General features: G+C 61.3%; 13 protein-coding genes. 12 read left to right on the top strand and 1 reads right to left on the bottom strand.

Annotated elements, in window-relative coordinates:
- From ATO7_RS16530 to ATO7_RS16510, 5 genes are all read left to right on the top strand, one after another.
- On the top strand, positions 1 to 1,065 hold a 1,065-nt coding region (locus tag ATO7_RS16530), incomplete at its 5' end, for an acetyl-CoA C-acyltransferase (RefSeq protein ID WP_083563528.1).
- Between the two features lie 61 nt (positions 1,066 to 1,126).
- The gene (locus tag ATO7_RS16525) at positions 1,127 to 1,945 is read left to right on the top strand and encodes a 23S rRNA (adenine(2030)-N(6))-methyltransferase RlmJ (RefSeq protein ID WP_083563522.1); all 819 of its coding nucleotides are present in this window, start codon (positions 1,127 to 1,129) and stop codon (positions 1,943 to 1,945) included.
- A complete protein-coding gene (locus ATO7_RS16520) occupies positions 1,942 to 2,547 on the top strand; it encodes a DUF938 domain-containing protein (RefSeq protein WP_083563521.1) in 606 nt (201 codons plus the stop codon). The genes ATO7_RS16525 and ATO7_RS16520 overlap by 4 nt, the downstream gene beginning before the upstream one ends.
- A gap of 80 nt (positions 2,548 to 2,627) precedes the next feature.
- Entirely contained in the window at positions 2,628 to 2,915 is a 288-nt protein-coding gene (locus tag ATO7_RS16515) for a hypothetical protein (protein ID WP_083563520.1), read from the top strand.
- 185 nt (positions 2,916 to 3,100) lie between these two features.
- Positions 3,101 to 3,265: a hypothetical protein gene (locus tag ATO7_RS16510; protein WP_158523256.1), complete on the top strand. Its 165-nt coding sequence runs from the start codon at positions 3,101 to 3,103 to the stop codon at positions 3,263 to 3,265.
- A 31-nt stretch (positions 3,266 to 3,296) separates the two neighbouring features.
- Here the strand turns inward: ATO7_RS16510 and ATO7_RS16505 are convergent, their stop codons facing one another.
- On the bottom strand, positions 3,297 to 4,496 hold the full coding sequence (locus ATO7_RS16505) for a GAK system CofD-like protein (protein WP_206044966.1): 1,200 nt from the start codon (positions 4,494 to 4,496) through the stop codon (positions 3,297 to 3,299).
- Between the two features lie 319 nt (positions 4,497 to 4,815).
- On the opposite strand from ATO7_RS16505, the gene ATO7_RS16500 reads away from it, so the two are divergent.
- From ATO7_RS16500 to ATO7_RS16470, 7 genes are read left to right on the top strand one after another with little or no spacing between them, the layout of a single operon-like run.
- On the top strand, positions 4,816 to 5,865 hold the full coding sequence (locus tag ATO7_RS16500) for an aminoglycoside phosphotransferase family protein (RefSeq protein WP_083563518.1): 1,050 nt from the start codon (positions 4,816 to 4,818) through the stop codon (positions 5,863 to 5,865).
- Entirely contained in the window at positions 5,858 to 6,754 is an 897-nt protein-coding gene (locus ATO7_RS16495; protein ID WP_083563517.1) for a GAK system ATP-grasp enzyme, read from the top strand. The genes ATO7_RS16500 and ATO7_RS16495 overlap by 8 nt, the downstream gene beginning before the upstream one ends.
- Positions 6,751 to 7,860 (top strand): HprK-related kinase B, encoded by a 1,110-nt coding sequence (locus ATO7_RS16490; RefSeq protein ID WP_083563516.1) that lies wholly within the window; start codon positions 6,751 to 6,753, stop codon positions 7,858 to 7,860. Before ATO7_RS16495 ends, ATO7_RS16490 begins: the two co-directional genes overlap by 4 nt.
- Positions 7,853 to 8,803, top strand: coding sequence for an NUDIX domain-containing protein (locus tag ATO7_RS16485; protein WP_158523255.1), 951 nt, complete (start codon positions 7,853 to 7,855; stop codon positions 8,801 to 8,803). The genes ATO7_RS16490 and ATO7_RS16485 overlap by 8 nt, the downstream gene beginning before the upstream one ends.
- Positions 8,800 to 9,504 (top strand): histidine phosphatase family protein, encoded by a 705-nt coding sequence (locus ATO7_RS16480; RefSeq protein ID WP_083563514.1) that lies wholly within the window; start codon positions 8,800 to 8,802, stop codon positions 9,502 to 9,504. The genes ATO7_RS16485 and ATO7_RS16480 overlap by 4 nt, the downstream gene beginning before the upstream one ends.
- 58 nt (positions 9,505 to 9,562) lie before the next feature.
- Positions 9,563 to 10,870, top strand: coding sequence for a metallophosphoesterase family protein (locus tag ATO7_RS16475; protein WP_206044965.1), 1,308 nt, complete (start codon positions 9,563 to 9,565; stop codon positions 10,868 to 10,870).
- Positions 10,839 to 11,111 (top strand): amphi-Trp domain-containing protein, encoded by a 273-nt coding sequence (locus ATO7_RS16470; protein WP_083563512.1) that lies wholly within the window; start codon positions 10,839 to 10,841, stop codon positions 11,109 to 11,111. Before ATO7_RS16475 ends, ATO7_RS16470 begins: the two co-directional genes overlap by 32 nt.
- Positions 11,112 to 11,151: the final 40 nt, after the last annotated feature.

The following is an 11,151-nucleotide window of genomic DNA, read 5'->3' as shown; positions in this document are numbered from 1 at the left end:
CCGGGAGCCGGTGTTGAAGGCGCCGCGGTGGATGAGGTCATCATGGGCAACGTGCTCAGCGCCGGGCAGGGCCAGGCGCCGGCACGCCAGGCGGCACTGGCCGCGGGCCTGCCGCTGGCCACCGGCTGCACCACGGTCAACAAAATGTGCGGCTCGGGCATGAAGGCCACCATGCTGGCGCATGACCTGCTCGTGGCCGGCTCTGCCAGCTGCATGGTCGCGGGCGGCATGGAATCCATGAGCAATGCCCCCTATCTGCTGGAACGCGCACGCAGCGGTTACCGCCTCGGCCATGGCCGCATCGTCGACCATATGTTCCTGGACGGTCTGGAAGATGCCTACGACAAAGGCCAGGCCATGGGGGTTTTCGCTGAACGCACGGCGGATCATTTCAGTTTCACCCGCGAGGCTCAGGATGCCTTTGCCATCCAGTCGCTGGAACGCGCGCTGGCGGCGGCAAGCAGCGGCCGCTTTGCCGCAGAAATCTGCGCGGTTACGGCCACCTCGGGCAAAAGCGAACTCAGCATCGACAGCGATGAACAACCACGCAAGGCCCGGCCGGACAAGATCCCGCAGCTGCGCCCGGTGTTCCGCGCCGACGGCACTGTCACCGCGGCCAACTCCAGCTCGATCTCTGATGGTGCCGCCGCGCTGGTGTTGATGCGCGCTTCGGAGGCAGAAAAACGCGCCCTCGACCCCATCGCGCGGATCGTCGGACACGCCACCCAAGCGCAGGAACCAGCCTGGTTCACCACCGCACCGGTCGGCGCGATCCAGCGCCTGCTTGAGCGCAATCAGTGGCGCAACAGCGACATCGACCTGTGGGAAATCAACGAAGCCTTCGCGGTGGTGGCCATGGCCGCCATTCAGGAGCTTCAACTCCCGCCTGAGCATGTCAACATCCACGGCGGTGCCTGCGCGCTGGGCCACCCGATCGGCGCATCGGGCGCGCGCATCCTGGTGACCCTGCTCCACGCGCTCAAGGCCACCGGCGGCCGGCGTGGCGTGGCCGCGCTGTGCATCGGCGGCGGCGAAGCCACCGCCATGGGTGTGGAATTGCTGTAAGCACTCAGGCGGCCTGATATCGCTTCAGGCCGCCTCCGCGCAGCGCTGGTAATCTTGCGCCATGCTCAGTTACCGCCACGCCTATCACGCCGGCAATCACGCCGATGTTCTCAAGCATCTGTGCCTGCTGGCCCTGATCGAGCGGCTCACGCTCAAGCCCAAGCCGCTGTGTTATTTCGAAACTCACGCCGGTGCCGGGCGCTACCGCGGCGACAGCGCCGCAGCCGATAAAACCGGCGAACACGCCGAGGGCGCCGGGCGCCTGCTCGACCACCGCGCCCAGAATGCTTTGCTGGCCCGTTATCTGCGCCTTTTGCACGACGCCCAGCCCGATTATCCCGGGTCGCCGTTGCTGGCCTGCGCGGCGCTACGCGAAGACGACGTTGTGCAGCTGTGCGAATTGCACCCACAGGATGCACCGGCCCTGCGCACCAGCCTGCGGCATGAGCCACGCGCTCATGTGCATCAACGCGATGGTCACGAGGCCGCCCGCGCGCTCATGCCCCCAGCCCAGAAACGCGGTCTGGTCCTGATCGACCCGGCCTACGAACTCAAAAGCGAATACGCCCAGTGCGTGGCCACCATCGAACACCTGCGCACGCATTTTCGCGCCGCATGCCTAGCGCTGTGGTATCCGCGGCTGCCGCGCGCGCCGGCCCAGCCCATGCTCGACAAGATCATGGCCCTGGCGGCTGCCGACTGCCTGCACATCACTCTGGATGTGCGCGAACCGCTGGGCGATTACGGCATGTACGGCAGCGGCATGCTGATCATCCAGCCGCCCTGGCAGCTGGAAGAGCTTGTGCAGCCGGCCCTGCACGAAGCTGCCCGCGCGCTCAGCCCCACAGCCGTTGTGAGCATCAAGCGGATCACCCCATGACACGACCATTTGCCCCTGCCTGCGAACGCAACGCCGAACCGATACTGGACCGGTTGCGCACCCATCTGCCCGCGCAGGCCCACATTCTCGAAATCGGCAGCGGCACTGGCCAGCATGCGCTGCACTTCGCAACGGCCATGCCGGCGTGGCGCTGGCAATGCTCGGACCGCAACGAGAATCTCCCCGGCATCGCCGCCTGGCTAGATGATCTGCCCCCCGAGCGGCGTCTGGAACCACTGGCGCTGGACGTATTCAGCGGCCCCTGGCCGCATGCCCGCTACGATGCCATCTTCAGCGCCAACACCCTGCACATCATGCCCTGGGAGGCCAGCCCAATCCTCATGCGCGAGGCCGCCAAATGCCTGCGCCCAGGCGGCAAGCTGTTGATCTACGGGCCCTTCAACTACAACGGTGGCTACTCAAGCCCAAGCAACGCGGAATTCGATGGGTGGCTCAAACAACAGGCCCCGCATCAGGGCATCCGTGATTTCGAAGCGGTCGATGCGCTGGCACAGGACGCCAGACTGCGCCTGCTTGAGGATCACGGCATGCCGGCCAACAACCGCCTGCTGTGCTGGCAGCGAGAAAACTTGCCTGCGTGAAAAAAATGTGAAGAAAATGGAAACATCCCATGCACCCGAACGTGTTTGGGAGTGTCCGACTTTGCAAGGATTCGCAGACTATGAACATGGACCATGCACGCAAAATGCTGCGCCAGGCGCTGGATAACGGCCTGCAGCTGCACGGTATCAGTGCCAACGGCAAACCTGCCATCAGCTTCGATTACAACCACCCGGGTGCGGAAATGTCGCGCCGTCGCTTCCTCGCCACCGAAGGACTGGTGCGTGAACTGTTGCGTGCCGCCATGATTGATGAATGCCTCACCCGTGGCCTGCCCGCAGCCCTGCCGCTGGCAACCGAGCATCTGTTGATCACCGAAGCCGAACTGGCCCAGAGCTACGTTCATTAGGCCGCTCGCCTGAACACAGCCAGATTCAGCGCAGCCGCAAACGATTCATCGATGACAGGTATCGCGTGATCTCTCGGTGGCTTGCAATTGGGCTGGCTCTACTCATCTGCGCTATTACAGCCCGTGCGGGCCTGCCCGGTGATGGATTGTTGGCCATTGTCGGCATCAACGTAGTCATTTTGAGCATGATTCTGCGACCGGGCTGGTGGACCTTCTGGCTGCCCCTGGGGTTCTGGGAGCAACGTGCCAGCGATAGCCATCAGGCCGACAGGCTCGGGCCTGTTATCCAGCTACTCGGCTGGATCGCCCTGTTTCTGATGCTCGGTCTTAGCAGCCGAATCACCCCCTAAACGGACACCTGGGCATCTCGATCACCTGCGGTCAGGCCAGTGACAGCAGCGCATGCACCAGTAACTCGTTGTCGTAATAAGGCGCGCTGGTCTTACTGATAAGCGGGAGGTCGATTAACTCCACCCCCTTGCGAGCCAGGTGCTGACGACTCAAGCCCTTGGGGTAGCTGCCGTTTTTGCGATCAACCAGAACAAAATCAAGCCATTTACCATCTGGCTGATGTCCGCCACCATCATGGCGCAGCGCATCGATCAAACCATCCAGCAACTCACTGAAGCTGTGCCCGGCCTGCTCAGGGTCCTGCGCAAGATTGGGCACATACACCTTGGGATTGGGGTTATTCGCGACTGCACAACCCACGCCATGGGGCAGCAGATTGGCCCGCAAGCTGGAGTAGTAGCTGCCCGGCGGAAAGCAGATTAGGTCTGCCGACTCGATCAATTTGCGATTCTTCTTGCCCAGCTTGGGGCAGACATCACGACGCCGCTGCGCGTCACTCGACAAAAACAGGCGCGCGATCGGGCTATCCAAAGGCGCCACTTCTTTGCCAGTCAGGCGGTGTTGCCCAAGAATCTCCTGACCATCCCTGAGAACAGCACCCAGATGAGCCGTGTCATTGACAATGGCGCGCACCGTGCCTTGCACATTCACCAGACGTGAAAACAGAAACAGGATCGGGTCGATGTCCTGATTCTGATTGAGATAGCCGCCGGTCAGGATCAGGTTTCCAATGCTTGCACCGCGCAGATCAAAATCCGCGGGCATGGCTTCGAGAAAGTAACCAAGATGGTTGCGAATCACGCTCCGCATCGGGCTGCTGACATCTTTCATCAACGCCGATTTCCCCGCCGCCAGCTGCTCAAGCTCATGGCGCAAGCTTTTCGCACGCCCCTCGCGGCTCAACCGATGATTGAACAGCTGGGTGATCTCCGGGTGCCCCAGGATGGTTTCGTCTGCCAGCGCCATAAGGCGTGCACGGAGATCACCAATAGCGGGCATGTTGAAAGCCCGCCGCAGCTCGGCGGAGCTGCCTCCGGAATCAAACGGGGTAACCAGATGAATTGAATTGTGCGTGAAATTTTTGAGCTCACGCGATAGCCCGTTCAGGGCCGTACCGCCGCTAAAGAACAGGACCTTGGGGCCTAGCTCGGGATACTTGCGATAGCGCGACAGGCGCAACAGATCGGGCACTTCAACGCTGTGCTGAACACGGACTCTTGGCATCATCATCGATTGGACAAACCGTTCCGCCGAAGCACTCTGCAAATTTCAACGGTATCGCACACAATACCTGGGTCGACCCAGATTGACTTGCTCCGCTATGCAGCCACCGCTCCCGGACGTTCCCCCCAAGGCGCAGGCGCGCATCTTGGCCTGTCATGTGCCGGACACTTGGACGGCGCACAATGCCCGGAACCCGAGCACCGGCAACCCACCGAGCAGCGGGCGCCATGGGCCATGCTGAGTCAGCTGACACGCAAGCCGGCCTACCCAAACATTCCATCGCCGACCGTGCCGCAAACGCAGGCGGCATATTTTGGCTCTTTGCATGGATAAGCCTTCACGCAAGAGCTTGCGGCGAAATCTGCAAGCTTATGACTCGCTGCACAGCAGCGTGCGCAAGCTGACCGGGCCCAAGCACAAGCTGCAGGTCGAAACACTGGCGCAAACCCGCTCCGGTTCAGCCATTTCCGGAGTTTCCACGCCCAAACGCAGCGATGACGGGTATCTCGCCGTCTTCAAGGAAGGTGCGAAACGCAAGCTCAAGAATGAACGCAAAGGCGTCGAAGCGTGGCAAAGCATCTACCCCGGACTGGCGCCGCAGATTCTGTCCTATCAGCGGCGTGGTGAGTCGGCTGCCCTGCTGCTGGAACACTTGCCAGGTATGACCTTTGAGCGCTTGATACTGGAAGCCTCTGAGGAGGCTCTGGATACTGGAATGCAGCGCCTGATGCGGACCGTACGCGCGGTCTGGAAAAACACCCATAAAGCCAGCCCGGTCAATGCTCAGTTCATGCTGCAGCTGCAGCAGCGCTGGCCCAAGGTGCTGGATTTACACCCCGAATTTGAAGATTCCAGTCGCTCGATCTGTGGACAGCGGGTGCGCGGACTGGACGCCATGATCAAAAAGGCCATAACACTGGAACGCCGCATCGACGCGCCGTTTTGCGTCTATATCCACGGCGATTTCAATCTCGACAACATCATTTTCGATCCGGCCGAGCAGCGCATCAATTTCATTGACCTGCATCGCTCTCGCTACTTCGATTTTGCTCAGGACGTGTCGGTATTCATGGTCAGCAACTACCGCCAGCAGATTGTTGACCCCGCCTTGCGCCAGCGCTTACTCCATGTTGCCTGCACCTTTTACGCCATGGCCAAGCGCTATGCACGCAAACATCACGATCCCAGCTTCGAATGGCGCATGGCGCTGGGGCTTATTCGCTCGTTCGCCAGCTCCACCCGTTTTGTAATGGATAAATCGCAGGCCCGTAATATGTTCCTGAGAGCGCGTTATCTGCTTGAGCAAATTGTCGATACCCCGGTGGCGAACGTGCCCAAATACAAACTCCCGGTGAAGGAAATCTTCCGTGTCTGACCCGCGCATAGCCGTCATCGGCATCCCTGGAAAATGGTCCACCGAGGTGCTGGCCGACGCGCTGCACGCGCGCAGCGGGTTTCGCCATGTGGTCGATATGGCCGATGTCAGTCTCGACCTGAATAACCAGCGCCTGCTGCACAACGGTTTGGATTTGTGCGAGCTTGACGGCCTGATCGTGAAAAAAATCAGCGCCCAGTACAGTCCAACCACTCTCGACCGGCTGGAGTTGTTGCGTGTTGCGGAAAGCCGCGGCGTGCGGGTATTCAGTGGCGTCGACAATATGCTGGGGCTAGTCAACCGCCTGTCGTGCACAACGCAGCTGCGCGAAGCCGGCGCGCCGATGCCCGCAACTTGCGTTTCCGAAAGCCCGGAGGCCATCCGCGAGGCGGTGGCGCGCTTTGGCAGTGCCGTCGCCAAGCCGCTGTATTCAACCAAAGCTCGTGGCATGGAAGTCTGGCAGGCCTCAGATAGCGATTTGGACACCAAGATTCGCGCCTTCCAAAAGGCCAACCCCATGATGTACGTGCAACAAAAGCTCGACCTCTCCGGGCAGGATCTCGGCATGGTCTTTCTGGGCGGCGAGTACTTGTGCACCTATGCGCGCGTTGCGGCAGGTGACACCTGGAACACCACGATCCACAGCGGCGGCAAGTACGCGGCATACGACCCCGATGCGCGCCTGATCCAGCTCGCCGACAATGCTCAGGAGCCCTTTGCGATGGACTTCACCACCGTCGACGTCGCCCTGACTGCAGATGGCCCCGTGGTTTTCGAAGTCTCCGCGTTCGGCGGCTTTCGCGGGGCTCTGGAAGGGGCTGGTGTCGATGCTGCCAGCGCCTATGCCGAATACGCCCTGAGCGCCGTGCAAAGCGCGTTCGACGCATGAGCCTTGAACTTGACCAGACCTTACGCGGCGCTTCCCGGCTCAGCGATCAAACCTTGCGCTGGGAACTGGCCGGGTTCGGCCTGACCCTGCGCAGCAACAGTGACGCGCTGCTGCTGCGTATCGCCGAATACCTGCAGGGTTTTGCACTGACCTCAAGCGCCTCAGCCAAGCCCGCCCACACGCTCGAAATTGAGGCCTACGAACGCCATGACCTCGATCTTTCAGCACTCACAAAAGAGTGGCCGCGGGAAGCGGGCAAGCGAGGCCGCAAAGACACCTATCGGGATGTCCCCAAAGGCGCTGACAGCGAGCGCCTGATCTACAAAGTGCGCACCGGCATGCATTTTCTGCAGCGGCCCGGCTCGCGCATTGCGGCCGGCCCCTGCCTGGCCAACGACAACCAGTTGATCAACTTCATCAATGCGCAGTGGATGAGCGCCCTGCAGCAACAGGGCTGGTTGATTGGTCATGCCTCAGCAGTGGTACGTGAGCAACGCGCCCTGGCCATCGCGGGCCTGTCAGGCGGCGGCAAATCCACCCTGATGCTCAAGTTGCTCGCCCACGGCGGCCAGTTCATGAGCAACGACAGACTGTTCATGCACCGCCAAGGTTCGCAGGTGGCCGCCCAGGGCATCGCAAAGTGGCCGCGCATTAACCCCGGCACCATCGTTCACGACCAACAACTGCAAAGCCTGATACCGGAAGCCGAGCGGCGCCGCTTTCTGGCCCTGCCTGTCGAACAGCTGCGTCAGCTTGAGCAAAAGTACGATGCGCCGATTCCGCAGCTGTATGGTGATGGGCGCGTGTGCCTGAACGCCCCTCTGGGCGCTCTGGTGGTACTGAACTGGGATGCCGGCACCACGCAAGCCACGCGTCTGAAGCCGATCGAATGGTCTGAGCGCTACCTCCCGGCCCTGATGAAATCATCCGGGCCGTTCTATCAGCGAACAGACGGCCGCTTCTGGCGTCCTGACGACATCCCCGCCAAGCAGAGCTACCTTGATGTGCTGCGCGATGTCCCGGTGTTCGAGTTGTCTGGACGCATCGACTTCGAGGCCGCCACTGAGCTGTGTCTGGCGCAATGCTGGGATACTGACCTTGCCTGAATTGATCCTGCTGCGTCATGGCAAAGCAGCCACCGGTGATGCAGGCGAAGACCTGCAACGCCGCCTGAAAACACGCGGCAAACGGGATATTCAGCGGCTTGGTGTTTGGCTGGTGCGGCAGAACATGCAGCCCGAACTGGTGCTTTGCTCACCGGCCGAGCGCGCCAGGACCTCAGCAGAAAAATGCGCCAAAGCCATGGCCTTGCCCTGCCACCGCATTCGCACTGATAAGGCCATGTATCCGGGCCGCATGGATGCCCTACAGCGCATTGTTCAGACACTGCCGCAACGGGCCAAACGCGTCATGCTGGTCGGCCACAATCCTGGTCTTGAACAGCTGATTGCGCACTTTGCTGGCCGCGCGCAACAGCCGACCAGCTTGCGCACCGGGAGCGCGGCGATTGTTCGCAGCGCAGCGGCCTGGAGCGCGTGGCGCGAAGGCTGCGCCCAACTTATGCAGCTGCAACGCGGCCGGGATCTGCCTGAGCTGTTCCCATTTCCGCTGGAGCGCCCCAGCGAGCAGAGAAGTCGCCCAGCCTACTACTATCGGCAATCCTCGATCGTGCCTTACCACATTGTCGAAGGGCATCTCGAAGTGCTGGTGACAGGCTCATCAGGCGGCAAGCATCCGGTCATCCCCAAAGGCATTATCGAACCCGGCCTCAGCGCGCTGGAATCCGCCCTCAAGGAAGCCGAAGAAGAAGCCGGCGCCGTCGGCCCGGCCTTGAGCCCCGCATTGGGCCACTATGTCTACGAAAAATGGGGTGCGCCGATCCGTGTGGAGGTATTTGCCATGCAGGTGGATGAACTGCTTGAAGCGCCGCGCTGGACTGAATCGCAACGTGGTCGGGCGTGGCTGAACCTGGATCAGGCCAAGCGCGCACTGGCTCAGAAACAGTTGGGACCGCTGTTGGATGAGCTGGCTCAAAGGCTCAGCGTATGAGCGCGGTTTACGCCATCCTCGTCCGCCATGGCGACTATCTGCAGCAAACTGATACTCCCAGCGCACATCAACCACACCCCTTAAGTGCGCTTGGCTGCGAGCAGGCCACACAGGCGGCCACCCAGCTGGCGCAATGGCTGGATCAGGAGAACTGGCAGTTGTGTCCGCAGCTGCACAGCTCGACACTGTTGCGCGCCTGGCAAACCGCCAGCCTGATGCAGAAACAGCTCGCCCTGCTCGGCCACCGCACCACCGTGCAGCAATATGACGCGCTGTGCGAACGCAGTGTGGGCGCGCTGGCCAACCTCAGCAGTGCCGAAATTGCACGTACGCTGGCCCAGGATCCGCGCTGCCCAACGCTACCGCCGAACTGGAAATCAGATGCCCACTTTCGCTTGCCGGTACCCGGCGCGGAATCGCTGCAGCAAGCTGGCGCGCGTGTTGCCCAGCATCTGCGTGAGACCATGCGCGCCGTGCTGCAACAACACGGCGAAAACCTTGTGCAGGTGTTTGTCGGCCATGGCGCATCGATTCGCCATGCCGCGCAGGCACTCGGGGTGTTGCACCCCAGCGACATTCCCAAACTCAGCATGCATCACGCCAGCCTGATCTGCCTCAAATGGTCGCCCGCCTCTGATCGCTGGAGTCACCACCGGGGTGACTGGAAGATACGCCCCGGCCATGAATCCGTGACCGACTGACATCAATTCCCACCCGCGTTGTCACGCAATTGCAATGACAACGCAATATAAATACGTCATGAGCACGACATCGCCCGCGCTGCCCAGCGAACTCTGGCAGCTGGGAAAACCGCGCCCGGACAAGCCGGTCAGTTTTCGACGCCTGGCATTGCTGCGCAACGCGGTTCAACAAACCCGCAAGCATGGCCCCTGGGTCTGGCCCAAACATCCGGTCATCTTCATATCCGACCCTCACGCCGACGCCGCAGCCTTCGAAGCCAGTTTGCGCGCCGCAGGCTGCATAGATGGCGCCGCCCGGCTCACGTCGTTTGGCCGCAGCTGCCGGATCATTATCGGCGGTGATTGTCTGGACAAAGGGCCCAGCAATATTCAGATGCTGCGCAGCCTCAAAACCCTGATCGACACCGACGCCAATGTCACCGTCCTGGCCGGTAACCACGACATCCGCTTGCTCCTGGGCCTGCAATCATTACGCTTGCCACGCACGCTGGAACATGAACACCTGTTCCTGCGCATGGGCCCCAAGGTCGTGCCACTGCTGAGCGAGATCTTCGAACACGACCTTGGCGGCAACATTCCCGCCAACACGCCAGACGAACGCACCTGCAAACTGCGCTTGCACCCACGCGACAACTGGGAGCACGTGTTCGCTGAAAACTTTCGCCAGCAGCTGAGCAGCGAAGCGCTGGAACGCGAAATTCGCGGCATCGGCAAAAAACGTGAGCGCTTCGCCGCCGCCTGCGCGCAGGCCAATCTGAGTTGGCGCGCGGTCTACGCCACGGCCATGCGCAGCATTGAGCTGTTTCTTGAGCCCGCAGGTGAATTCGCCTGGTTCTTCCAGGACATGAAACTCTTTGCTCGTGATGGCTCTTTTTTGTTCGTACACGCAGGTCTTGATGACGAAATGGCCAGCCAGCTCGGCCGTATGCCCCTGGAGGTGATCAATCATCGTTTTCAGCAGGCCATGCTCGAGCAGCCCTTTCAGTGCTACTTCGGGCCGCTGGCCAACAGCCTCAGGACCAAATACCGCGCCTCCAATCTGCCGCTGACCCAAGACGGGGTGATGCAGGCGCACCAGGCTGGCATCTATGCCGTGGTGCATGGCCACCGCAATCGCCTGAACGGTCAGCGCCTGATGTTGCGCCAGGGACTGATCCACATCGAGGCAGACATCACCCTGGACCGGCATTCACGGCGAAAAGAGGGGCTCAATGGCCTGGGCGTCGGCCTGACCCTGATCGAGCCGAACGGCCGTGTGGTCGGCTACAGTAACGACTACCCGCGTGCCAAAGTTTTTCAGCCGCACGCTTTGCTCAACCGAACGGTCTCCCACCATGCGGCACAACAAGAACGGCTTCCGGCATGAGTCGTTGCACGACGCCAAGTCGATTCAGAATATTCTCAAAGCCATTCAGCAAGGCCTGAGCAAAGGCAAACTGACGTTTGAAGATGAAGACGGCGCGCTCGATATGCGCCCTGCTGGCTTATTGCACCTGAAGGTCAGCGCAAGCCAGGAAGAGGCTTCGAGCCGCGTCAACATCCGCATCAGCTGGCAAGACGACAAGCCCAAAGCACGCAAGAAGAACATCCGGGTTCGCAGCGAATAAAGGCGGGTGACGGCCAACCAAGCGGCCGGCTCCAAGCGGG

Source organism: Oceanococcus atlanticus (genome assembly GCF_002088235.1).
Lineage (GTDB): Bacteria > Pseudomonadota > Gammaproteobacteria > Nevskiales > Oceanococcaceae > Oceanococcus > Oceanococcus atlanticus.
Note: the sequence above shows the minus strand (reverse complement) of the source record. Positions and strands in the feature narration are given on the sequence as shown.

Bases quoted from the DNA above. Each gene is read 5' to 3' on its own strand.
- ATO7_RS16480 (WP_083563514.1), top strand. From the start codon at position 8,800: ATGAGCGCGGTTTACGCCATCCTCGTCCGCCATGGCGACTATCTGCAG.
- ATO7_RS16475 (WP_206044965.1), top strand. From the start codon at position 9,563: ATGAGCACGACATCGCCCGCGCTGCCCAGCGAACTCTGGCAGCTGGGA.
- ATO7_RS16520 (WP_083563521.1), top strand. From the start codon at position 1,942: ATGACACGACCATTTGCCCCTGCCTGCGAACGCAACGCCGAACCGATA.
- ATO7_RS16515 (WP_083563520.1), top strand. From the start codon at position 2,628: ATGAACATGGACCATGCACGCAAAATGCTGCGCCAGGCGCTGGATAAC.
- ATO7_RS16510 (WP_158523256.1), top strand. From the start codon at position 3,101: ATGATTCTGCGACCGGGCTGGTGGACCTTCTGGCTGCCCCTGGGGTTC.
- ATO7_RS16470 (WP_083563512.1), top strand. From the start codon at position 10,839: ATGCGGCACAACAAGAACGGCTTCCGGCATGAGTCGTTGCACGACGCC.
- ATO7_RS16505 (WP_206044966.1), bottom strand. From the start codon at position 4,496: ATGATGATGCCAAGAGTCCGTGTTCAGCACAGCGTTGAAGTGCCCGAT.
- ATO7_RS16490 (WP_083563516.1), top strand. From the start codon at position 6,751: ATGAGCCTTGAACTTGACCAGACCTTACGCGGCGCTTCCCGGCTCAGC.
- ATO7_RS16500 (WP_083563518.1), top strand. From the start codon at position 4,816: ATGGATAAGCCTTCACGCAAGAGCTTGCGGCGAAATCTGCAAGCTTAT.
- ATO7_RS16525 (WP_083563522.1), top strand. From the start codon at position 1,127: ATGCTCAGTTACCGCCACGCCTATCACGCCGGCAATCACGCCGATGTT.